Annotated in this window: 19 protein-coding genes; 11 read left to right on the top strand and 8 right to left on the bottom strand. The window is 66.7% G+C overall.

Annotation, left to right across the window (positions count from 1 at the left end):
* Positions 1 to 122: 122 nt before the first annotated feature.
* The 5 genes from JWP90_RS09985 (at position 123) to JWP90_RS09965 (ending at position 7674) form a co-directional block, all read left to right on the top strand.
* Entirely contained in the window at positions 123 to 614 is a 492-nt protein-coding gene (locus JWP90_RS09985) for a DUF3817 domain-containing protein (RefSeq protein ID WP_297363308.1), read from the top strand.
* A gap of 79 nt (positions 615 to 693) precedes the next feature.
* Positions 694 to 2988: a phosphoribosylformylglycinamidine synthase subunit PurL gene (gene purL / locus JWP90_RS09980; RefSeq protein WP_297363306.1), complete on the top strand. Its 2295-nt coding sequence runs from the start codon at positions 694 to 696 to the stop codon at positions 2986 to 2988.
* Between the two features lie 129 nt (positions 2989 to 3117).
* Entirely contained in the window at positions 3118 to 4023 is a 906-nt protein-coding gene (locus JWP90_RS09975) for a DUF559 domain-containing protein (RefSeq protein WP_297363304.1), read from the top strand.
* A 142-nt stretch (positions 4024 to 4165) separates the two neighbouring features.
* Complete coding sequence (locus JWP90_RS09970) at positions 4166 to 4900, top strand: RNase H family protein (protein ID WP_297363302.1); 735 nt, start codon at positions 4166 to 4168, stop codon at positions 4898 to 4900.
* 5 nt (positions 4901 to 4905) lie between these two features.
* The gene (locus tag JWP90_RS09965; protein WP_297363300.1) at positions 4906 to 7674 is read left to right on the top strand and encodes a cation-translocating P-type ATPase; all 2769 of its coding nucleotides are present in this window, start codon (positions 4906 to 4908) and stop codon (positions 7672 to 7674) included.
* A gap of 46 nt (positions 7675 to 7720) precedes the next feature.
* Here JWP90_RS09965 and JWP90_RS09960 read toward each other — a convergent pair whose 3' ends face one another.
* Positions 7721 to 8389, bottom strand: coding sequence for a TetR/AcrR family transcriptional regulator (locus tag JWP90_RS09960; RefSeq protein WP_297363297.1), 669 nt, complete (start codon positions 8387 to 8389; stop codon positions 7721 to 7723).
* A 104-nt stretch (positions 8390 to 8493) separates the two neighbouring features.
* Between JWP90_RS09960 and JWP90_RS09955 the strand changes: the two genes are divergently transcribed.
* Both JWP90_RS09955 and JWP90_RS09950 read left to right on the top strand, forming a co-directional pair.
* Positions 8494 to 11283 (top strand): MMPL family transporter, encoded by a 2790-nt coding sequence (locus JWP90_RS09955; protein ID WP_297363294.1) that lies wholly within the window; start codon positions 8494 to 8496, stop codon positions 11281 to 11283.
* Complete coding sequence (locus JWP90_RS09950) at positions 11280 to 13226, top strand: YhgE/Pip domain-containing protein (protein ID WP_297363291.1); 1947 nt, start codon at positions 11280 to 11282, stop codon at positions 13224 to 13226. The genes JWP90_RS09955 and JWP90_RS09950 overlap by 4 nt, the downstream gene beginning before the upstream one ends.
* A gap of 134 nt (positions 13227 to 13360) precedes the next feature.
* Here the strand turns inward: JWP90_RS09950 and JWP90_RS09945 are convergent, their stop codons facing one another.
* The 6 genes from JWP90_RS09945 to JWP90_RS09920 all read right to left on the bottom strand — a co-directional run bounded on the left by JWP90_RS09945 (position 13361) and on the right by JWP90_RS09920 (position 17705).
* On the bottom strand, positions 13361 to 14278 hold the full coding sequence (locus JWP90_RS09945; protein ID WP_297363289.1) for an SDR family NAD(P)-dependent oxidoreductase: 918 nt from the start codon (positions 14276 to 14278) through the stop codon (positions 13361 to 13363).
* The gene (locus tag JWP90_RS09940; protein ID WP_297363286.1) at positions 14275 to 14574 is read right to left on the bottom strand and encodes a chorismate mutase; all 300 of its coding nucleotides are present in this window, start codon (positions 14572 to 14574) and stop codon (positions 14275 to 14277) included. The genes JWP90_RS09945 and JWP90_RS09940 overlap by 4 nt, the downstream gene beginning before the upstream one ends.
* Positions 14561 to 14746: a hypothetical protein gene (locus JWP90_RS09935; protein WP_297363283.1), complete on the bottom strand. Its 186-nt coding sequence runs from the start codon at positions 14744 to 14746 to the stop codon at positions 14561 to 14563. Before JWP90_RS09935 ends, JWP90_RS09940 begins: the two co-directional genes overlap by 14 nt.
* Positions 14747 to 14891: 145 nt before the next feature.
* Positions 14892 to 15854 (bottom strand): DMT family transporter, encoded by a 963-nt coding sequence (locus JWP90_RS09930; protein ID WP_367182710.1) that lies wholly within the window; start codon positions 15852 to 15854, stop codon positions 14892 to 14894.
* A 72-nt stretch (positions 15855 to 15926) separates the two neighbouring features.
* Positions 15927 to 16562 (bottom strand): GNAT family protein, encoded by a 636-nt coding sequence (locus JWP90_RS09925; protein ID WP_297363280.1) that lies wholly within the window; start codon positions 16560 to 16562, stop codon positions 15927 to 15929.
* A 9-nt stretch (positions 16563 to 16571) separates the two neighbouring features.
* Positions 16572 to 17705, bottom strand: coding sequence for a beta-propeller fold lactonase family protein (locus JWP90_RS09920; RefSeq protein WP_297363277.1), 1134 nt, complete (start codon positions 17703 to 17705; stop codon positions 16572 to 16574).
* On the opposite strand from JWP90_RS09920, the gene JWP90_RS09915 reads away from it, so the two are divergent.
* The 4 genes from JWP90_RS09915 to JWP90_RS09900 all read left to right on the top strand — a co-directional run bounded on the left by JWP90_RS09915 (position 17699) and on the right by JWP90_RS09900 (position 20819).
* Entirely contained in the window at positions 17699 to 18352 is a 654-nt protein-coding gene (locus JWP90_RS09915) for a maleylpyruvate isomerase family mycothiol-dependent enzyme (protein ID WP_297363274.1), read from the top strand. The two genes, JWP90_RS09920 and JWP90_RS09915, sit on opposite strands and share 7 nt — an antisense overlap.
* Positions 18353 to 18404: 52 nt before the next feature.
* Positions 18405 to 19397 carry an ATP-binding cassette domain-containing protein gene (locus tag JWP90_RS09910; RefSeq protein WP_297363271.1) on the top strand — a complete coding sequence of 331 codons (993 nt, stop codon included), beginning with the start codon at positions 18405 to 18407 and terminating at the stop codon, positions 19395 to 19397.
* 2 nt (positions 19398 to 19399) lie between these two features.
* A complete protein-coding gene (locus tag JWP90_RS09905; RefSeq protein ID WP_297363334.1) occupies positions 19400 to 20239 on the top strand; it encodes an ABC transporter permease in 840 nt (279 codons plus the stop codon).
* Positions 20240 to 20408: 169 nt separating this feature from the next.
* Positions 20409 to 20819 (top strand): Hpt domain-containing protein, encoded by a 411-nt coding sequence (locus tag JWP90_RS09900; RefSeq protein WP_297363269.1) that lies wholly within the window; start codon positions 20409 to 20411, stop codon positions 20817 to 20819.
* A 7-nt stretch (positions 20820 to 20826) separates the two neighbouring features.
* Here JWP90_RS09900 and JWP90_RS09895 read toward each other — a convergent pair whose 3' ends face one another.
* On the bottom strand, positions 20827 to 21636 hold the full coding sequence (locus tag JWP90_RS09895; RefSeq protein WP_297363266.1) for a response regulator transcription factor: 810 nt from the start codon (positions 21634 to 21636) through the stop codon (positions 20827 to 20829).
* Between the last annotated feature and the right edge of the window lie 541 nt (positions 21637 to 22177).

Here is a 22177-nt window from a genome sequence, read left to right as displayed (position 1 = left end):
CATCCCCCGAACGGCGGAGATGACTGGCTCTCCGGCTCCATCTTTCGGAGGACGCGCCCGGCTTCGTCTGGCTGGGAGGATGGAGGCATTCCGATTTTCCGGCCGCGACGTCCCGTCGCCCCGTGGCCACCCTTCCCCCTGGAGGGTCTCCCGTGTCTCCCCGCCTGTTCTACCGCACGCTTGCTTTCGTCGAGGCGGTGACGTGGACGCTCCTGATCCTCGGGCTGCTCATGAAGTATGTCTGGGACCTGGGCGACCTCGGCGTCAGGGTCGGTGGGTCGATTCACGGATTCGTGTTCCTGGCGTACGCGGGAACCGCGGTTCTCGTCGGCCTCAACCAGCGCTGGAGCATCCGTCTTATTGCGCTCGGCGTCCTCACGGCCGTCGTGCCGTATGCCACCATCCCGTTCGACCTCTGGGCCGACCGCACCGGCCGTCTCGACGGTACGTGGCGCCGCACAGCGACCGACGACCCGCGCGACCGGACCTGGGTCGACCGCCTGCTGCGCTGGTTCCTCACTCACCCGCTGTTGCTCGTTGTGCTCTTCGTCGTCGCCCTCGTGGTCATCTTTGCGACCCTCCTGACGATCGGCCCCCCTGGCGGCGACCGGTAGAACGCCCGGGCAGGAGTCATCCGCGTGCCCGGATAGAATTGGGGCATCCGGCACCCCTCGATCTAGGAGCCTTCCTCCCGTGAGTATCCCCGCAACCTCTGTCGCCGACACCGTCTCGAACGCCATCGCCACTCCTGAGAAGGAGCAGCCGTACGCGGCACTCGGGCTCAAGCCCGACGAGTACGAGAGGATCAGAGAGATCCTCGGCCGTCGCCCCACGTCGGGCGAACTGGCCATGTACTCGGTCATGTGGAGCGAACACTGCTCCTACAAGTCGAGCAAGATCTACCTCAAGCAGTTCGGCCAGAAGGTCACCCCTGCCATGAAGAAAAACCTCATGGTCGGCATGGGCGAGAACGCCGGGGTGGTCGACATCGGGGAGGGCTGGGCCGTCACTTTCAAGGTCGAGAGCCACAACCACCCCTCATACATCGAGCCGTTCCAGGGTGCAGCGACAGGGGTCGGCGGCATCGTCCGCGACATCATCTCGATGGGCGCACGCCCGGTCGCCGTCATGGACCAGTTGCGCTTCGGCGCAATCGACGACCCGGACACGGCTCGCGTGGTGCACGGCGTCACGAGCGGCATCTCCTTCTACGGCAACTGCCTCGGGCTGCCGAACATCGGCGGCGAGACCTACTTCGACAAGGTCTACCAGGGCAACCCGCTGGTCAACGCCCTCTCGGTCGGCGTGCTCCGGCACGAGGACCTCCACCTCGCCAACGCTTCAGGAATCGGCAACAAGATCGTGCTGTTCGGCGCGCGCACCGGCGGCGATGGCATCGGCGGCGCGTCGATCCTCGCCTCAGACTCGTTCGACGCTGCTGGCCCCACCAAACGCCCCGCCGTGCAGGTCGGTGACCCGTTCGCTGAGAAGGTACTGATCGAATGTTGCCTTGAGCTGTACAAGGAGAAGCTGGTCGAAGGCATTCAGGACCTCGGCGCCGCAGGCATTTCCTGCGCCACGAGCGAGCTCGCCGCGAACGGTGACGGCGGCATGTTCATCGAACTCTCGAACACCCTCCTCCGCGACCCCTCCCTGACGCCTGAGGAAATCCTCATGTCGGAGTCGCAGGAACGCATGATGGCTGTTGTCGAGCCAGGCAAGCTCGAGGGCTTCCTCGCCGTCACCGCCAAGTGGGATGTCGAAACCTCCGTGATGGGAGAGGTCACAGACACCGGCCGGCTGATCATCAACTGGCACGGCGAAGAGATCGTCAACGTCGATCCTTCCACCGTCGCCGTCGACGGCCCTGTGTACGAGCGTCCCGTCGCGTACCCGAGCTGGATCGACGCGCTGCAGGCAGACACGGCATCCGCTCTCGAACGACCGACGGATGCCGCGACGCTCCGTTCACAGTTCTTCTCCCTGCTGGGTTCGGCAAACCTCGCAGACAAGAGCTGGATCACCGACCAGTACGACTACTACGTGATGGGCAACACGGCGCTGGCGTTCCCGGACGACGGCGGCATGATCCGCGTCGATGAGGAATCCGGCCTCGGATTCGCCATCGCCACCGACGCGAACGGCCGCTACTGTCAGCTCGACCCATCGCTCGGCGCGAAGCTTGCCCTCGCGGAGGCGTACAGGAACGTCGCCTGCACAGGGGCTGTGCCATCCGCCGTCACCGACTGCCTCAACTTCGGCTCCCCGGAGAACCCCGAGGTGATGTGGCAGTTCTCGCAGGCGGTGGAGGGCCTCTCCGACGGCTGCCTCGCCCTCGAAGTGCCCGTGACCGGCGGAAACGTCTCGTTCTACAACCAGACCGGCGACACCCCGATCTTCCCGACGCCCGTCGTCGGCGTGCTCGGTGTGATCGACGACGTCGCCAAGCGTGTGCCGAGTGGTTGGCAGGACGAAGGCGACAACATCTACCTTCTCGGCATCACCCGTGAGGAGCTTTCCGGTTCCGCGTGGGCGGGCACGATCCACGACCACCTCGGCGGACTCCCGCCCGCGGTGGATTTCGACCGTGAGAAGGACCTCGCTGCCCTGCTGCACGCAGGCGCGCAGTCCTCGATCATCGCCTCGGCGCACGACCTCTCGGACGGTGGCCTTGCGCAGGCCCTCGCCGAGAGCGTGATGCGTTTCGGCGTAGGCGCACGGGTGTGGCTCGGCGAGATCCTCGAACGGGACGGCGTCGACATCGCGACGGCTTTGTTCTCTGAGTCGACGGGTCGAGTGATCGTCTCGGTGCCTCGCGAGGACGACGTGAAATTCCGCGGCCTCTGCGAAGGCCGCAACTACCCCGCTTTGCGCATCGGTGTCACCGACAAGGCGAACCCGGCGCTCGAGATCCAGGACCTGTTCACGGCAACGGTCGAGGAACTGCGCGCGACCCATCAGGCAACGCTCCCGGCCGCGTTCGCGTAACCGCCGCCGAGATGCCGAAAAGGGCTCGCTGAGAGGGGTTTTTTCTCATCCAGCGGGCCCTTTTTGGTGTCTCGACGCTGTCTGTGCACAGCCCGCGCGCGGGCGGCGCGAGTGCTGCACACTATGGCGATGCCCCGGCACTCACCTCTCCCCGAGGATCTCGCTGGACGTGCGTTCCAGACGACGGATGCGGCGGCGTCCGCTCTCTCTCGCGGACGCCTCCGCGGGAGAGACCTCGTCACCCCGTTTCCCGGCATCCGTCGATCAGCCGCGGTTCCCGGCTCACCGATCACCGACTACCTCCCCCGGATGCGACCCGGCCAGTATTTCTCCGGCACCAGCGCGGCGCGAATCCACGGCCTGTACCTTCCAGCACGGCTGGAATCATCCGAGACGGTGCACGTCACCGCAGTGTCGCCCGCCAGGGCACCCCGCACCAAAGGGGTCGCGTCGCGGCAGGTTGAAGCGGGCAGGACCGCTGTCGGAACCTGCGGGTCACTTCCGGTGATTTCACCGGTCGACACCTGGTGCGAACTCGCCGGGACACTCTCCATCACGGAACTCGTGGAGATGGGCGACGGGCTCGTCCGCCGCGTACGACCGCTCGCCACCATGGACGAACTGGCGGATGCCGTGTCCCGCTCGGCAGGACGTCGCGGATCGCGCAAGCTCCGGGGTGCGTTCTCGCGGGTGAGGCCAGGCACTGACTCCCGCCAGGAGACGCGACTGCGGCTGTTCATCGTCGATGCGGGGCTCCCGGAGCCCCTCGTGAACGTCCCGATCAGGAACGCACGCGGAACGTTCCTGGCCCTCGGCGACCTCGTCTACCCGGAGTGGAAGATCCTGATCGAGTACGACGGTGGTCACCATTTCGCTTCCGAAGAACAGGGCCACCATGACGTCGATCGGCTCGACCTCCTCATGGCCGACGGTTGGCGCGTCATCCGAGTGCATCGCGAACACATGCCGAACGGCGCCGCCACGCGCATCCGCACAATCCGTGACGCGTTGCTCAACGCAGGATGGCGCCCCTGACGAAGCCCACCCCGCGAAATACCGAAAAGGGTCCTCTGGTCCGCACCTCCGCGCGATCACAGAACAGTTTTTGGCGTCTCGCGAGCGGATGCCGCTCAAGACGCGCCCGATACGATGGGGCTTTCACCAGTGAAGGGCATTCATGACGATCACCGCTGCCGCAGACGGCTCAGCCCTCGGCAACCCCGGCCCCGCCGGATGGGCCTGGTACGTCGACGATGCTCACTGGGCTGCCGGCGGATGGAAGCATGCCACCAACAACCAGGGTGAGCTCAAGGCCGTGCTCGAGCTGTTTCGCGCGACCGCGCACCTCGACGAGGACCTGCTCGTGCTCTGCGACAGCCAGTATGTGATCAACACCGTCACCAAGTGGATGCGTGGCTGGAAGGCCAAGGGCTGGCGCAAGGGCGACGGCAAACCGGTGATGAACCTCGAGCTCATCAAGGAACTCGACGAGGCGATGGCCGGCCGACGCTACACATTCGAATGGGTCCGCGGCCACGCCGGCCACCCGATGAACGAAGCGGCCGATGCGCGGGCGCGGGCGGTCTCCGAGGCATTCCAGGCCGGGCGGCCGATTCCGCACGGGCCGGGCTGGTCTCGCGAGGACGACGAAACGGATGCCGTCGCAACGACGCACACCACCGTCCCCCGATCGCGCGTGCAGGCAGCCGCCTCGCCGACAACCACAGAAGCGCCCGCCGGCGCTTCAGGCGACGCCGTCGTGCCGGACAACGAACTGACCCTGTTCTCCCTCGATGACCCCGATCTGCACGAAGTCACCCTGTGGCTGACGGACGACGAGCACATCCGCCTGCACGAACGAGCCAGGCAGGAAGGCGTAAGCGCCGAAGAACTTCTGCGCGGCCTGATCTGACCTTCGTGAACCCGTCGCTCGAAAGCCCTGAGGCAGTCGCAGACCTGCTCGACGTCGACATCGATCGGGGGCTTTCCGCCGACGAAGCGGCGAGGCGACTCGCAGCGGATGGCCCCAATGAGCTGCGCGGGGTGAAGGCGAAACCGCTCTGGCGCGTCTTCCTCGCTCAGTTCCACGATCCGCTCATCTACCTGCTCCTCGGCGCCGTCGCCGTCTCGTTGGCAGCCTGGCTGGCCGAGGGAGCCGAGGGCTGGCCGGTCGACTCGATCGTGATCGGCGCGATCGTCGTGCTGAACGCGGTGCTCGGGTTCGTCCAGGAGTACCGCGCTGCCTCGGCGGTCGCCGCCCTGGCATCCATGACCGCGGCAGCATCCACCGTCATCCGGAACGGAGCACTCGAGACGGTCCACTCCTCTGAGCTTGTGCGTGGGGACCTGCTCGCCCTGAGTGAGGGCGATTCGGTCGGAGCGGATGCCCGAATCGTGAGCGCGAGCGCGCTCCGCATCGCCGAAGCGTCGCTCACCGGTGAGAGCGAGGCAGTGGAAAAGCATCCGGGCCTTCTTTCCGGTTCCGTTCCACTCGGCGACCGCACCAACATGGTGTTCAAGGGCACATCCGTCGTGCAGGGCGTCGGACGTGCCGTGGTCACGTCGACCGGGATGGATACCGAGGTCGGTGCCATCGCCCACCTCCTCGACGCCACAGTCGAGGAACCGACGCCGCTGTCCATCGAAGTGGCCCGTGTCGGCAGGATGCTCGGAATCGCCGTGATCACGATCGCCATCGTGGTCATGGGGACGGTCACGATCGTCAACGGGATCTCCACCCCCGGCGACCTGGTTGTCGTGCTGCTGCTCGGCGTCTCCCTTGCCGTCGCCGCCGTACCGGAGGGGCTCCCCGCCATCCTCTCGCTGGTGCTCGCGATCGGAGTCCAGCGAATGGCCAGGCGCAACGCCGTGGTGAAACGGTTGAGCGCGGTCGAGTCCCTCGGCTCCGCATCCGTCATCTGCACCGACAAAACCGGTACCCTGACCCGCAACGAGATGACGATCGAGCGGCTGATCACCGCTTCGGGCAGAGCGGATGTGACGGGCACCGGATACCAGCCGGTCGGCACTGTGCTCAACGCTGGATCCCCGCTGGGCGCCGAGAGCCACAGGGAGGCCCGGCTGCTGCTCACCGCCGGTGCGCTGGCGAACAACGCCCAACTCGCCGAGCGCGACGGCGGATGGGAGATCCAGGGAGACCCGACCGAGGCGGCGTTCCTGGTTGCCGCACGCAAGCTCGACGGCACGACCGACCGGGTGGACCTTTTCACCCGCCGCGCCGAGATCCCCTTCACCTCCGAACGCAAGATGATGTCGACGGTGCACTCCGACGATGGCGGCAGGACCCTTCTGTTCAGCAAGGGGGCACCTGACGTGCTCCTCTCCAACTGCACCCGGCTCCGGGTCGGAACCACGGATGTCCCGCTCACCGACGAGCGTCGGCAGCAGGCTCTCGCCGATATCGAGGCGCTGTCCTCCGACGCGTTCCGGACACTGGGGGTGGCGTACCGCCCGGTCACCGAGGATGAGGACTACGCGTCCGAGACGCTCGAACACGACCTGGTCTATGCGGGCACGGCAGGCATCATCGACCCACCCCGCAACGAGGTAGCCGCCGCCATCGCCGAAGCGCAGCGGGCCGGCATCCGGGTCGTGATGATCACCGGCGACCACCCGGCCACGGCCACGCGCATCGCCACAGACCTCGGCATCATCGAGCCAGGCGGTCGCGCAGTCACCGGGGCCGAGATCGACGAGCTCGACGCCGGCGCTCTTAGCGAGATCACCCGAACGGTGTCTGTCTTCGCGCGCGTCGCCCCCCTGCATAAGCTGCGGCTCGTCGACGCCCTGCAAGCCGACGGCCGCATCGTCGCCATGACCGGTGACGGGGTCAACGACGCACCGGCCCTCAAATCCGCCGACATCGGCATCGCGATGGGCCTCACCGGCACCGAGGTCACGAAAGAGGCGGCGCGGATGATCCTCGCCGACGACAACTTCGCGACCATCGTCGCAGCGGTCCGGCAGGGGCGTGCGATCTTCGACAACATCAAGAAGTTCCTGCGCTACCTGCTCTCGTCGAACATGGGCGAGGTGCTCACGGTGTTCCTCGGCGTCGTGTTCGCCGCCGCCCTCGGCCTCACCGGCGCCGGCCCTGAAACCGTGGTGCTCCCGCTCCTGGCAACCCAGATCCTCTGGATCAACCTCGTGACGGACTCAGGACCGGCCCTCGCGATGGGAGTCGACCCAGAAATCGACGACGTCATGGCGAGGCCGCCGCGCAAGCTCACCGACCGGGCCATCGACGGGCGCATGTGGGTCGGCATCCTCTCCGTCGGCCTGGTGATGGCGCTGGCGACGCTCGCAACGATCGACCGTTTCCTCCCCGGCGGGTTCCTCCACGGATCCGATTCCCTCGATGTGGCCAGGACGGCCGCGTTCACAACCCTCGTCTTCGCCCAGCTGTTCAACGCGTTCAACGCCCGATCGGAGACGACGAGCGCGTTCCACGGCCTGTTCAGCAACCCGTGGCTCTGTGGATCTGTGGTCCTCGCCGCGCTCCTGCAGGTCGCCGTCGTGCAGCTTCCCTTCCTCCAGGTCGCCTTCGGAACCGCTCCGCTCGACCCGGCGCACTGGCTCTGGTGCGTCGTTGCCGCATCCGCCGTGCTGTGGTTCAGCGAGATCAGGAAGGTCATCTACCGCCTGCTGGAGCGCCGACGGCGCTGACGAGCGGGGCGAACCGGTGAGTGCAAGCGCCGGCCCGACCGGGCGGTCAGCCCAGCGGCTCGGTGAGCGACGAGACCAGGGCGGGCAGGGTCGCCCGCGCCATGGGCGGGGCCGAGATCGAGTCGCTGTCGCTGCCCTCGAGGATGGCCTCCTGCAGGGCCGATTCGTACACGTTGACGATGATGCCGATCGCCGTGATCGGCTCCAGGGTGAACCGCAGACCGACCGACCTCACCGCGTCGTCGATGCGGTCAGCCAGTTGCGCGAGGAAACCGCGCTGGTAAGCAAGGTAGCTGGCAGCGACGGCAGGGTTTCTCATCGCCAGGAGCTTGAATTCGGACTGCACGATGCACCAGCGCTGGTCGTCTGACTGGAGTTCGAGGAAGCGTGCGACCACGTCGCCGAGCGTTGCCTCGGTAAGCGGTGCCTGGTCGAGTTCGGGAAGGATCGCATCGACGCCCTCCTGTAGGCGTTCGAGCCGGATCCGGTTTTCGCGCTCGGCGAGGGCGAAGAACAACTCTTCCTTGGTGTCGAAGTTGGAGTAGAAGGCGCCGCGGGTGAATCCGGCCCGTTCGGTGATCATTTCGACGGATGCAGCGGGCACACCGGTTTCGGCGAAAACCTCGTATGCCGCGTCCATCAGACGGTCCCGGGTCTTCCGACGACGAGCGCTCTCGATCTGGGCCGGCTCGACGGTTGCGATTTCGGAGGGCATCCTGACACCTTACTGGGATCTCTGGGATACATCAGTGTATTCGATACAGTGGCGTACTGGATACACTAATGTATCCACACACCCTTTTCATCTCAGGAGTCCGCTTGTCCTCTCTGCTGTATTCGCTCGGCCGATGGGCGTTCCACGCACGCGGGATCGTCGTCGGTGCCTGGCTCCTGATCCTCGCCCTCATCGGCGGCGGCGCGCTGGTCTTCAACCAGGGGCTCGACAACGCGATCTCCATCCCCGGAACCGAATCCCAGGCTGCACTGGACTCGTTGAAGACCACGTTCCCGCAGGTGAGCGGCGCATCCGCCCAACTCGCCGTCGTCGCCCCAGCGGGTGACACCGTGAGCGAAGGAGCTGTCAAGGACGTTCTCAACGACGGCGTGGATGCCCTCAACGCCATCCCCGGCGTCGCGAACGCCGTGTCACCGTTCGACGAGAACATTGACGGAGCCGTCAGCGAGAACGAACGTGCTGCGATCATCAGCATCCAGCTCGAGGATTCGCAGTATGAGGTCACCGCAGCGACCAAGGAGGCGTTGGTCGAAGAAGCGGATGCCATTGCTCAGGCGCTCCCGGACGGCTCGGAATCTGCGCTCGGGGGTCAGCTGTTCAGCACCAGCCTCCCTGTGCTCACCGCCACCGAACTCATCGGCGTCGGCGTCGCCCTTCTCGTGCTCATCTTCACGTTCGGTTCCGTCCTCGCCGCCGGGATGCCCCTGGTCACCGCCCTGCTCGGCGTCGGCATTTCGATCGCCTTCATCTTTCTCGCGACAGCTTTCGGCTCCATCACGTCGACCACTCCCATGCTTGCGCTCATGCTCGGCCTCGCCGTCGGTATCGACTACGCGCTCTTCATCATCTCGAGATACCAGGAACAACTCCGCGGCGGTATCGACACCGAAGAGGCAGCCGCCCGCAGCGTCGCAACGGCGGGAAGCGCGGTCATCTTCGCGGGGCTCACCGTCATCATCGCGCTCGTCGGCCTCGGTGTTGCCGGCATACCGTTCCTCACGGTCATGGGGGTCTCGGCAGCGGTAGGCGTGGCGATCACCGTGCTGATCTCGATCACGCTCATTCCCGCTCTCCTCGGCTTCGCCGGCGAGCGGCTGCGCCCGAAGCCGGGAAAGACGTCCAGGGCCAAGCGCAAAGCTCACGGCGCGGCGGCGACAGAGCAGACGGTTCTCGCTCCCCCGGTCGAACACCGCCCCAACCGCTTCTTCGCCGGTTGGGTGACGGCAGCAACCCGGTTCCCCATCGTCACGATCCTCGGGGTCGTCGCGATTCTCGGCTTGGTATCTGCGCCGGCACTCGGACTTCGCCTCGCGCTCCCCGACGCGGGAGGCCTCCCCGCAGACGACCCGGCACGGGTGACCTACGACCTCATCTCCGACAACTTCGGTGAGGGCTTCAACGGACCTCTCATCGTGACCGGATCGATCGTTACGTCGACGGACCCGCTCGGGCTCATGGACGATCTCAAAACGGAGATCGAGAAACTCGACGGTGTCGCGGCCGTGCCCCTGGCAACCCCGAACGAAACCGCTGACACGGGAATCGTCCAGGTGGTCCCGTCGGGCGGCCCGGACTCGGTTGCTACGAAGGACCTCGTCGCCGAGATCCGGTCGATGCACGACTACTTCCTCGACGAGTACGACGTCGACCTTTCCGTCACCGGCTTCACCGCCGTCGGTATCGACATCTCCGACAAGCTCGGTGGCGCACTCCTTCCATTCGGCGTGATCGTGGTCGGGCTCTCGCTCGTGCTGCTCACCATGGTGTTTCGCTCCGTCTGGGTGCCGATCAAGGCGACGCTCGGCTATCTGCTCAGCGTCTGCGCGTCGTTCGGGGTCGTTGCGCTGGTGTTCGAATACGGGTGGTTCGCTGAAGCCCTGCACATCACCCCCGGCAGCCCGGTCATCAGCTTCATGCCGATCATCCTCATGGGCGTGCTCTTCGGACTCGCCATGGACTACGAGGTGTTCCTCGTCGCACGCATGCGCGAGGACTACGTTCACTCCGGCAAAGCCCGCGAATCGATCAGGACAGGATTTCTCGGGTCCGCGAAGGTCGTCACGGCAGCGGCGATCATCATGTTCGCCGTGTTCGCCGCGTTCGTCCCGGAGGGCGACACCAACATCAAGCCCATCGCGCTCGGCCTGGCTGTTGGCGTGTTCGTCGACGCCTTCATCGTTCGCATGACTCTCGTACCCGCCGTTCTCGCCCTGCTCGGCGAGAAGGCATGGTGGATCCCCCGGTGGCTCGACCGCGCACTCCCCTCGTTCGACGTCGAGGGTGAGGGCGTCGCGAAAGAAATCGAACTGCGGGACTGGCCTGCGGCGGCATCGAACGACATCGCAACGGCGGAGGGCCTCACCTCGGAGGCAGGCAACACTCGACTGTTCGACGACGTCTCCTTCTCCCTGCCGCAAGGCGGCACCATGATCGTCTCCGCCGACCGGGAGGCAAGCGTCACCGCGTTGCTGCTGACTCTGTCCGGCCGCATGACCGCAGACGCAGGCATCCTCAAAGTGGCCGGTTACGTTGCGGGCGTCCGCGCCGCATCCGTTCGCTCCCGCGCCGCCTTCGTCTCGCTGAGCGAGGCAGCTGACCCGGTTCGCGATCTCACCGAGGCGCTGCGCGAGAAGCCACGGCTCATCGCCCTCGACGGAATCGACCAGGTGACGGATGCCGTCACCCGCCGCAACATCCACGACGTGCTGCTTTCCGCCCGGAGCGCCGCAACAGCACGCGATACAGCACTGGCCATCGCGGTCGGCACCGCGTTCCCCGAGACGCTCGCCGACGCCGTTCCCGGAGCCGGGAGCGCAGTCCGGATCGACCTGACACCCGCAGAACTCACGCACGAAGCAGAGGTATCCGCATGAGCACGCCACTCGCCCGTTTCCAGGCAACCCGCGCCACCGGTCGCATCACGTGGCGTTCCGTTCTCGGCATCCTGCTCGTGCCGCTCGTCGTCGCTGGGGTGCTTGTCTGGGCGTTCTGGAACCCGCAGGAACGGCTCGACACCGTCGACGCCGCGATCGTGAACCTCGACGAGCCGGTCGAGCTCGACGGGCAGACCGTGCCGCTCGGTCGCCAACTCGCCGCCGGTCTCGTCGGAGGAGCGTCGACGGAGTCCTCCTCGACGGCGGCAGGCGTCGACCTCGCCGACACGAACTACAACTGGGTGCTGACCGACAAGGAAGACGCAGACTCCGGGCTGACTTCGGGCCGTTTCACCGCCGTCGTCACGATCCCACAGAACTTCTCGGCAGCGGCCACCTCCTTCTCGGGGAAACCGGGAGACGCGGAGAGGGCCACCATCGACGTCGAGACGAGCGACAAGAGCCGGCTCGTCGACGACGCCATCAGCTCGGTGATCACATCGACAGCTGCGAGCCTCGTCGGCAACCAGCTGACCACGAGCTACCTCGAGAACGTCTACGTCGGCTTCAACACGCTCGGCGACGAGCTCGGGACCGCAGCCGATGGCGCCCAGGAACTGGCGACCGGCGCGACTTCGCTCGCAGACGGGGCTGCGCAACTGGCGTCCGGTACCACCGAATTCTCTGGCGGCGTATCCAGCTTCTCGTCGGGTGTCACCGAGTACACCCGTGGTGTGTCGGAGCTGTCGAGTGGGCTGACGACAATGCGGCAGCAGACGGCGGCGTTGCCTGCCCAGGTGGGCCAGCTCGCGACCGGCGCCACCGGTGTCGCGAACGGGATCGATGCGCTCGTGGCGGGTATGGGTCAGCAGGGCGCCGCACTCCAGCGACTCTCCGCCCAGTGCGCGCAGGCCGTTGTGCCTGCGGAGGAGACGCAAGCGTTCTGCGACGGGCTCGCCGCACTGGCAACGGGATCGACGGATCCTGCAGCCGCCGCGCAGACCGCTCGGCTCGCTGCCGGCGCCCGCCAGGTCGCCGACGGCACGACGGCTCTCGCCGCAGGTATGCCGGCGCTCGCTTCCGGAATCGACTCAGCGGCATCCGGTGCAGCGCAGCTCGCGAGCTCAGGCACGACCGTCAACTCCGGTGCACTGGAGCTCGCAACAGGAGCGGCAAGCCTCGCAACGGGAGCCGCCGGAGTGTCGGAGGGAGCCGCCGGTGTTGCCACCGGTGTGGACTCCCTCGCCTCAGGCCTCGGCGAAGCGACCGACGCGATCCCCAGCTACACGGAGTCCGAGCGTGAGACCCTCGCCGACGTCGTCGCAACACCCGTCGTGGCCGAAGGGACGGGCGGCCTCCCGTTCGGCACGGCAGGTGTTCCGTTCTTCGCCGCGCTTGCCCTCTGGCTCGGCGCGTTCGCGAGCTTCCTCGTGCTGTTGGCGGTGCCCAGGCGTGTGCTCGGCTCGACCCGCCCATCGACGGTTCTCGCGTTGAAGGCGTGGATGCCTGGTGCTGTCGTCGGAGTCGTGCAGGGTGTGCTCGTGGCCGGCATCCTGCAGCCGTTGATGAAGCTCGACCTGGCTGACTGGTTCGGCTTCGCCGCGGTCGCCGCACTCACAGGGATCGCGTTCGCTTCAACCAACCAGGCCCTCAACGCCGTGTTCGGCGGCGCCGGCAGGTTCATCTCGATGGTCGTCGCCCTGGTGCTCATCGGCACGAGCATCATCGCGACGGCTCCCGCAGTCCTCGACTCGACTGTGGAGTTTCTGCCGCTGCAGCCAGGACTGAACGCTTTCCAGTCCATCGTCACTGGCGGCGGTGGGCTTGTCCCAGCGATCGTCGGGCTGGTGCTGTGGACGCTCGGCGCCCTCGCCGCGACGACCCTCGCTGTGGCGCAGTCACGTTCGGTCAGCGTGCGGCAGCTGGTGCCGCGCACGCCGTAGCCCCGGGCGGCCGCCGGTGAAACAGGAGATCGCACGCTTATCAGGGCGAAATCAGCGGAAATGTCCTGCTAGACGTACGATCTCCTGCAATCGGTTCGCGTGCTTCCGGACGGCTCCGCCCGCATCGCACCGGGTCAGAGGAACGGGGTCCTGGTCGCGACCTCAGCTTCGGCCCAGATCGCCTGCGCGACGCCTCTGTCGATGGTGACCGGCGCCGCCCACGCCTCGTGCGCCTCGCCCTTCATCAGATAGCGCGGGCCGAAGAAGGTGCCGCCGACGGCGTCCGGATCAGCGACAGCGCGCACAACCGACTCGGCGCCGCGCTCCTTGCCCTGGCTGAACGGCGACTGCAACGAATCGACGAACCGTTTGCCGTGACTGGGCTCGTTCACGCCGGGCACGCGCGCGGTGCGACCGGAGATCGAGTACCCCGGGTGGGCGACGAACGATCGGATGCCGCTCCCACGGGTCCGCAGGCGACGGTCGAGGTCGAACCCGAACGACGACAGCAGGATCTTCGACTGGGCGTACGCCCTCCAGCCGGTGTACCGGCGTTCGAGCTGCAGGTCGTCGAGCCGCAGCGACACAAGCCAACTGGCGATGCTGCCGAGTGAAACGACGCGCGAACCCGTCGTCCGTTCAAGCGCGGGAAGGGCCGCGGCGGTGAGCGCGAACGCGCCGAAGAAGTTGGTGGCCGCGATGAGCTCGAGCCCGTCGGAGGTCTCAACCCGGCGCCGCGGCGGATGCACGACGCCTGCATTGTTCACGAGGGCGTCAAGCCGCTCGAGCCCTGCCAGGTGTTCGCCCGCTGCGCGCACCGACGAGAGGTCGGCCGTGTCCAGCCGCAGCACCGTGAGATCCGCATCCGGAACGCGGGCGCGGATCGCGCGCGACGCGGCATCCGCTCTCCGCAGGTCCCTACAGGCCAGGAGAACGGATGCCCCGGCGTCGGCGAGCGCAAGCGACGTCCAGAACCCGATTCCGGCGTTCGCCCCCGTCACCGCAACGACCCGCCCCTGCTGGGACGGAAGCCGCGCCGGGTCCCAGGTCACCGTTGCCCGTTGGCGATCTGTTCGTGGTGGTGGATGACCTCGGCGACGACGAAATTGAACCACTTCTCGGCGAAAGCCGGGTCGAGGTGTGCCTCCTCGGCGAGCCCGCGCAGTCGCGCTATCTGGCGCTTCTCGCGCTCGGGATCGGCCGGCGGAAGCCCGTGCTCGGCCTTGAGGGTGCCGACCTGCTGGGTGGCCTTGAACCGCTCGGCCAGCATGTGAATCAGCGCGGCATCGATGTTGTCGATGCTGCGTCGGAGGCTGTTGAGCTCTGCGGAGACTTCATTCTCGACCATGCCCCCAATCTACCGCGCCGAGCCAGACGACCCGGCGCGGCATCCGGAGTGCGACGGCCGGCCACAGCCGCTCGGGATGCGCCAGCACCCGGGTGAACACCGGCCGGATCGCGAACAGAGCGAGCCAGACAAGCGCGATACCGGTGACACGACAGCCGACGACAACGAACATCGAGAGGAGCGGAAATCGTCGCGATCCCGGTCAGCGGCAGCACGAGCGAAGTATCGGGGAGAGTTGTGATGCTCCAGCATCACCGGGCGCCGCGCATCCGCACATCGAGCCTGAGGCTGATCCCGGGTCATCCTCCTGGGTGAGGTCAGGCGAGGGCGCGACGGTGGAGCCGAAGACGCTGCTGGGTGAGCAGGATGCCCAGGAACACGAGCACGGCGCCGACGGGCTCATGCCAGCCCAGCGATTCGTGCAGGAGTAGCACGCCGAGGATCACCCCGACGACCGGGGTCGCGTAGGTCACCCCGCTGGTCGCGGTCGGTCCCCATGCGGCCAGCACGTTCATGTTCCAGATGTAGACGACGCCCGTGCCGAGCGCGCCGAGGCCGACCAGGCTGAGCACGACCCAGACGTCGAGTTGCACCGGATGCCACGCCACCACCGGGGTGAGCAGCAGCATGATCACCGCCGCCATTCCGATGTACAGGAGGGCGGAGGTGATCGACGGCACACGGTACGGTGCGAGGAACCGGCGGAGGTAGCCGAGCGCGAAGCCGTAACAGGTCACCGCGCCGAGGCAGGCCATTTGACCGCGCCAGTCACCGAGGAGCGCACCGACCTGCCACGGCGCCACGATCACGACGACCCCCACCATGCCGACGAGCACACCGAGGATCTGGCCCCAGTTGAGCTTCTCCACCCGGAACACGAGTGTTGCCATGATCGCCGTCGTGATCGGCGTCACGGCGTTGAGGATCGAGGCGAGGCTCGACGAGATGTATTGCTCGGCCCAGGCGAACAGGAGATAAGGCACCACGCAGAAGGTGACCGAAATGACCGCACAGTGCAGCCAGACGATCGGTTGCCGTGGCAGCCGAGCGCGCGTCACGAGCGCGATGATGCCGAGCGTGAGGGCCCCGAGCATGATGCGGGTCCACGCAACCTGGCCGAAGGAGACGCCCTCGAGCGCAACTTTCATGAAGAGAAAGCTCGCGCCCCAGATCAGTCCCATGCCGACGAACTGCAGGACGATCCGCGGCTGGGGGGCGGTAGCGGGACTCGGCGAGGTGGCGCTCCCGGAGGAACGACCGGTGGTGCTTGAGGTGGTCACCCAGTCAATCTATCGACCGCTCCGACCGACCGCTGGCGGATTCCGGCCACGGCACCGCGACATCCTGCCCGATCAGGACCGACGCGGTACCACAGGTCCGTTCTGCCGGGACAGTCGCATCTCAAGCCCGGCGCGCACGTCGAGCCAGTCGTCGACGATCACCGAGAACTGCGCTGTCGTGCGCCAGCTGCCGTCTGCTCGCCGTTTGTCGCGCCGGATGAGCCCCTCAAACGTTGCGCCGATACCCGCGATCGCTGCCCGGGACCGTTCGTTGCGTTCATCGGCCTGGATCTTCACCCGCCCGAACCCTGAATCGAACGCGAGACCGAGCAGAAGCAGTTTCGCCTCGGCGTTGACGGCCGAACCCCAGACGCCTGGGCTGTATGCGGTCCAGCCGAGGTGGGCCTGCTCGTTCACCGGGTCGAAGTCACCGAGCGTGGAGGTGCCGACGATGAGCCCGTCCGCGTCTCCGCCGACCAGGCGGATCGTGAACGACCGGTTGGTTCCGCGGTCGAAGTAGCCGGCTGCGAAGTCCGCGAACTCGTCCAGATCGCGCGGCAACCCGGCTGGCCCTCCGCCGTAACCCCCGGCGAACACCTCCGGCACCGCGATGGCGTCGAACAGCCCTGGGTAATCGACCTGCGTCATCGGGTCGAGCCGGAGGAATCGGCCGAGGAGGGGCGCTGGGTCGGGAATGCGTGCTGTCACCGGATCAGCCTAGAGACGCGCCCTGATCAGGCATGTCGGTGAACCGACCTCGACCGTCCCGATCCGTTTGGACGGCACACCGCGGGAGTCCAGACGAAAGCTGGACACACCGCCCGACCGCTCGTTGGCGACGTGCAACAGCTCCCCGGACTCGACGTGGTGGCGAGGCCAGTTCCCTCCGCTGTCGACATCCGCGACCGCGCGCAGGGTCGAGCCGTCGCCGGTGATCGCGAGCGTTGCCACCCGGTTCGTCCCGCGGATCGACACGTGAAGCTGATCGCGCGATGCGGCGAGGCTGATCTCCGAGGCGTTGTCGCCTTCCTCGATCGAGTCCGCCGTCGCGAGAACGGATGCGACGACACGCCACCGTCCGTCGTCGCCCCGCCCCAGGGTGAACACCTCGTTGGAGTATTCGGTGACGAGATGCACATGGCCAGATGGGTGAGCGAGAAGGTGCCGCGGGCCGACGCCGAACGGCAGGACGATCTCCTGGCTGAGAGCGAGGCGCGTACCGGTTCGCGCCCAGATGCGCACGGTGTCGTGGCCCAGATCCGTCGTCGCAACGCGGCCTTCCGGAAGGACGAGGGAGGCGTGCGCCCGCGACTGCCGGTCCAGGGCGGCATCGCTCACCGCTTTGCGCAGTGCCAGTTCCGCGAATGGGTCGTCGCCGAAGTCCACGGGCTCCTCCGACGCAGCCTGCGCGGCGAGCGGGTTGCCGTACGGGTCGTTCGAAGCATCAGCGACGACGCCGTCGGCCGCGAAGGAACCGTTCGCAGCGAGCGCGAACACCACGACGCGGCCGTCGCCGTAACAACTGGCGATCAGTGCCGAGCCGTCCGGTGTCACGGCGAGCTGGCACACCGCTTCCCCCGCTTCGATCGGCTTGCCGAGCGGTACGAGTCCGAATTCGCCCCGACGCGCGAGAGCCTCGACCATTCCGGAATGCTCCAGGGCCGCATAGACGACAGGAAGGGTCGGATGAGGAGCGAGGAACGACGGCGAGTCGAGAGCGGACGACGACAACGGATGCAGCGTCCCCCTGTCCTCCTGCCGCAGTGCGGTGACCCCCGCGCCGGACCCACCCGCGTCTTCGGTGTACGACCCGAGCCAGAAAAGGGGGTTGGGAACCTCGAGCTGTGCCATGTCTTTCAGTCTGGCAGCAGTTCGTGCAACCATGGGGCATGGGCACAGCCTCCAGTTTCTCCCGCGCCGCCGATGTCTTCCTTGACCTCGTCCGTGGCATCCGGTCCGATCAGTGGGAAACGCCTGGACTCGGGGTGTGGAGTGTGCGATCGCTCGTCGGCCACACCGCCCGTGCTCTCATCACTGTCTGCGAATACCTCGAGCTGGACCCGGCAGGGCAGGTCGACATGGAAACCGCCGGCGACTACTACGGACAGATCTACCTGATCTACACGAATCCGGAGGCGATCGCGCAACGCGGGGTCGATGCGGGGATCGCACTCGGCGACGAGCAGGTCTCGCGGATCGAGGCGCTGAAAGAGCGGGCGCTCGCTCTGATCCTTGCGCAGGAGCCGTCGCGCCTGGTGTCGCTCGGCGGCATGGGTATCCCACTCGAGGAGTACCTTCGGACCCGCGTGTTCGAACTCGTCGTGCACTCGATCGACATCGCCCGCGCGACCGGCCAGGAGGCCCGGTTCGACCCTGACCTGATCGAGGAGTCGGCAGCGCTGGCCGCGGGGATCGCCGCACGCAAGGGCGACGGAGAACAGGTGCTGATGGCGTTGACCGGCCGGGAGCGGTTGCCGGAGGGCTTCAGCGTCGTCTGATTTTCTCGCCGGGAACTGTTGACTGGTGGGGATCGGAGAGTACCTTCGGAGGATGGATTTCGTCGAGGCCTCCGGCCTCACAAAGACCTACATCGCCAAGGGCGCAGCGCCGGTCCACGCACTGGACGGGCTGGACCTCAGTGTGCCGCGCGGCACCATCACCGCTGTGCTCGGGCCGAACGGTGCAGGCAAGACAACGGCGGTGAAAGTTCTCACGACACTCATCGTTCCCGACAGCGGGACAGCGACGATCGGCGGCATCGACGTGGTGCGTCGCCCTGAGGCGATCCGTCCGATGATCGGCGTTTCCGGCCAGTACGCGGCTGTGGATGAGAACCTGACGGGTTTTGAGAACCTCGACATGGTGGGACGGCTCTATCACCTCGGCGCGCGAGCATCGCGGGCACGCGCGAAGGAACTGATTGCCCTGTTCGATCTGTCCGAGGCGCAGAACCGCCCGGTCAAAGGGTTTTCCGGTGGCATGCGACGGCGGATCGACCTCGCTGGCGCACTGGTCACCCAGCCCGCGGTGTTGTTCCTCGACGAGCCGACCACCGGGCTTGACCCGCGCAGCCGCCTGGGCATGTGGGACATCATCCGCTCGCTCGTGAGCGAGGGCACCACCGTGCTGCTCACCACCCAGTACCTGGAGGAAGCCGACCAGCTCGCCGATGACATCAACGTCATCGACGAGGGGAAGGTGATCGCGAGAGGCACCGCGGACGAGCTGAAGGCATCCGTCGGCGGCCAGCGGGTGGAGCTCAACCTGGTGACTCCGGATGCCGTCGCCGCCACGGTGGAGGTACTGCGGCGCTACGGCACCGCCGAACCCGCAGTGTCCAATGATTCACGGACCGTCACCGTGAGTGTCGCGAGCGGTCCCGCGGCCCTGCAACTCGTACTGCGTGACCTAGAGGAGCACGAGGTGGCGCTTTTCGACGCGGGCATGCGGCGGCCGACACTCGACGACGTCTTCCTGCGGCTGACCGGGCACACCACCATGGCGGATGCTGAGACCGGGACGCTCAAGGAGAAAGCACCGTGACGGTGACGACGGCGAGAAGACCGGATGCCGAGACGCAGCCAGGCGCTGTTGCCCGCTGGTTCAATGACGGCTGGATCACGACGCGCAGGAACCTGATCAAGATCAAACGGGTGCCGGACATCCTCGTGTTCACGACCCTCCAGCCGATCATGTTCGTGCTGCTGTTCACCTATGTCTACGCCGGCGTCATCGACATCCCGGGGAGCACATACACCGAGTTCATCATGGCTGGGATCTTCGCCCAAACCGTGGTGTTCGGGTCGACCTATTCCGGGTCCGCGATGGCGCAGGACCTCAAGGACGGGATCATCGACCGCTTCCGCACCCTGCCGATGAGCCCATCCGCCGTTCTGATCGGTCGGACCAACGGCGACCTTCTGATCAACAGCATTTCCATGGCCGTGATGATGGCGACCGGCTTCGTTGTGGGCTGGCGGATCCGGTCGAGCTTTCTGGAGGCGGTCGCCGCAGTGGCGCTGCTGCTTCTCTTCGCCTACGCGCTGTCCTGGGTGATGGCCTTCCTCGGCATGATGGTGCGCAGCCCCGAGGTGATCAACAACGTGTCGTTTCTCGTCCTGTTTCCGCTCACGTTCATCTCGAACGCCTTCGTGCCCGCTGAGACGCTCCCGGGGCCGCTGCGGATTTTCGCCGAATGGAACCCCGTCACCTCCCTCGTTCAGGCCGCCCGCGACCTGTTCGGCAACGTGCCGGCTGGCACCCCCGTCGGCGACAGCTGGCACCAGCAGTACCCGGCACTGGCCGTGCTCACCGGCGTCGTGGTCATCCTCGTCGTCTTCGTTCCGCTCGCCATCCGCAGATTCTCGCAGGTCACATCGCGCTAGACCCCTGCCCCCCGCACGCGCGTCCCCCCGAACTGGCGTCGCGTCTTTCGCAAAGCTTGAGGTTCAAGCACCAGGAATCCTGATGATCGCGGCGCAGGATCTCATCAGGCGGCAACCCGAATACCGCTTTGAGGGCAGATGCCCGGTGAATGATTCAGGATTGGCGAACGTGGTGAACATCCCCCTCCTCACCGCCCCCGCCCCTGGGGACGCCGGGCATCCGCCCCTTCTCGATCTCCTCGTGCTCGAGGTTCTCCTCGCTGAGCTGGACCAGGACGACGCAGGACTTGACGCATTTCTCGAGGCGTTCATGAGTCTGTGGCCCGAGCGGCTGCGTCGGGTTGAGAAGAGCATCACGGCCGGGGATCACGCCGCTGGTTTCGACAGCGCTCTCAGCATCAAGGTGTCGTGTTCCATGGTCGGTGCCAGCCGACTGAGCGCCTGCGGCGCCCGCCTGGAGAGCCTGATCCAGGCGAAGCGGTTCGACGAGGCCCCTGCCATGCTGGAAACCCTGCGCACTGTCGGAGAGCAGACTCTTTCTGCACTGGCAGCGGTGCGAGATCGGGGCCTGGCGGCCTGAGCCGGAGTCAGCCGCGGCTCGGCGAAAGCCGGTAGCCGACGCCGCGGACCGTTTCGATCCAGCGCGGATGCTTCGCGTCGTCTGAAAGCTTCCGTCGCAGGTTGGCGAGGTGCACTTCGATCGAGCGTTCCTCGGACTCGCTGACGAAGTCGTTCGCGACGTACGCCTCGTCCCGCAGCTCGCGCACCAGGTCGGCTTTGGAACGCACCCGGCGTTTGCTGTGCAGAAGCGACCGGAGCAGGTCGAACTCCGTGCGGGTCAGCTCGAGCTCGAGCGCGTCCACTTCAACCGTGCGGGTATCGGCGTTGAGCGTGAGTCCGTTGTGACTGTAGACGAGCTCGTCGTCCAACGGGGCTTCGGGCGCTCCCGTCGCGGGGGTGTGGAGAACCGGCCCCGTTGCTGGCATGGTCGCGGCGGCATCCATTTCGATCGCGCCACTGACGCGGGGGCGGCGAAGCATCGCTTCGATGCGTGCGCGGAGCTCCCTCGGGCGGAACGGTTTGATGACGTAGTCGTCTGCACCGGATTCCAATCCGAAGAGGAGGTCTGCCTCGTCGGACTGTGCGGTGAGCATGACGATGTAGCAGTCGGTGAAGAGGCGGATCCGACGGGCGACCTCCAGCCCATCGATGTCGATCAGGCCGATGTCGAGGGTGACGATGGTCGGCCGGTGCGCCCGGACGAGTTCGACACCGTCGGTGCCGCTCGCGGTCGAGGACACCTCGAAGCCGGCCTGCCGCAGCACGGTTTCGACGAGGCTGCGGATATCGACGTCGTCTTCGATCACCACAGCGGTGCGGCGGGTGTCTTCAGCCATGGTGCGGTCCCCCTCGGACATGCGGTGCACTCCGGTGAGCGCCGTTGCAGTTCGGTCGCGAACGAACTGCTGCCACTATAGGGGCCTGCGGCACGCTGGTGATGCCCCCCGTCCGTGCGGACCCGCGAAGGTCAGGGTCGCCGCAGGAACGGGTCAAGATCAGCGCAAGAAGCCACGATTCCCGCTGGCGGAGCGGGCAGTACCTGCACCGGGCTGAGCCGATGCGTATCCCCACTGCGGGTGACGAGCAATTCTCCGCTTCCCTGGTTTTCCGCGCGGGTAGGCGGTGCCGCGCGCAGCGGATCGGGCGGGATCGATCGCGGGCGAAACGTTTGCGTTTGGGCGAGGGGTAATCCTGAGGCCCCAACCGGATGCTTATTCCCAAGAGGCGCCGGACGGTGCCCGGAGCGCGCATCAGCGCATTACCCCGAAGGAATTTCTCATGGCCAGGATCAAGAACCGCAACAAGCTCATCGCCATCACGACCGCAGCCCTCCTCGTGGCCGGCGGCGGAAGCGCGGCCTTCGCCTACTGGACCGCG

Source organism: Mycetocola sp. (assembly GCF_025464835.1).
In the GTDB taxonomy this organism is placed as follows: domain Bacteria; phylum Actinomycetota; class Actinomycetes; order Actinomycetales; family Microbacteriaceae; genus Mycetocola_A.
This window is presented reverse-complemented; position numbering and strand designations above follow the sequence as displayed.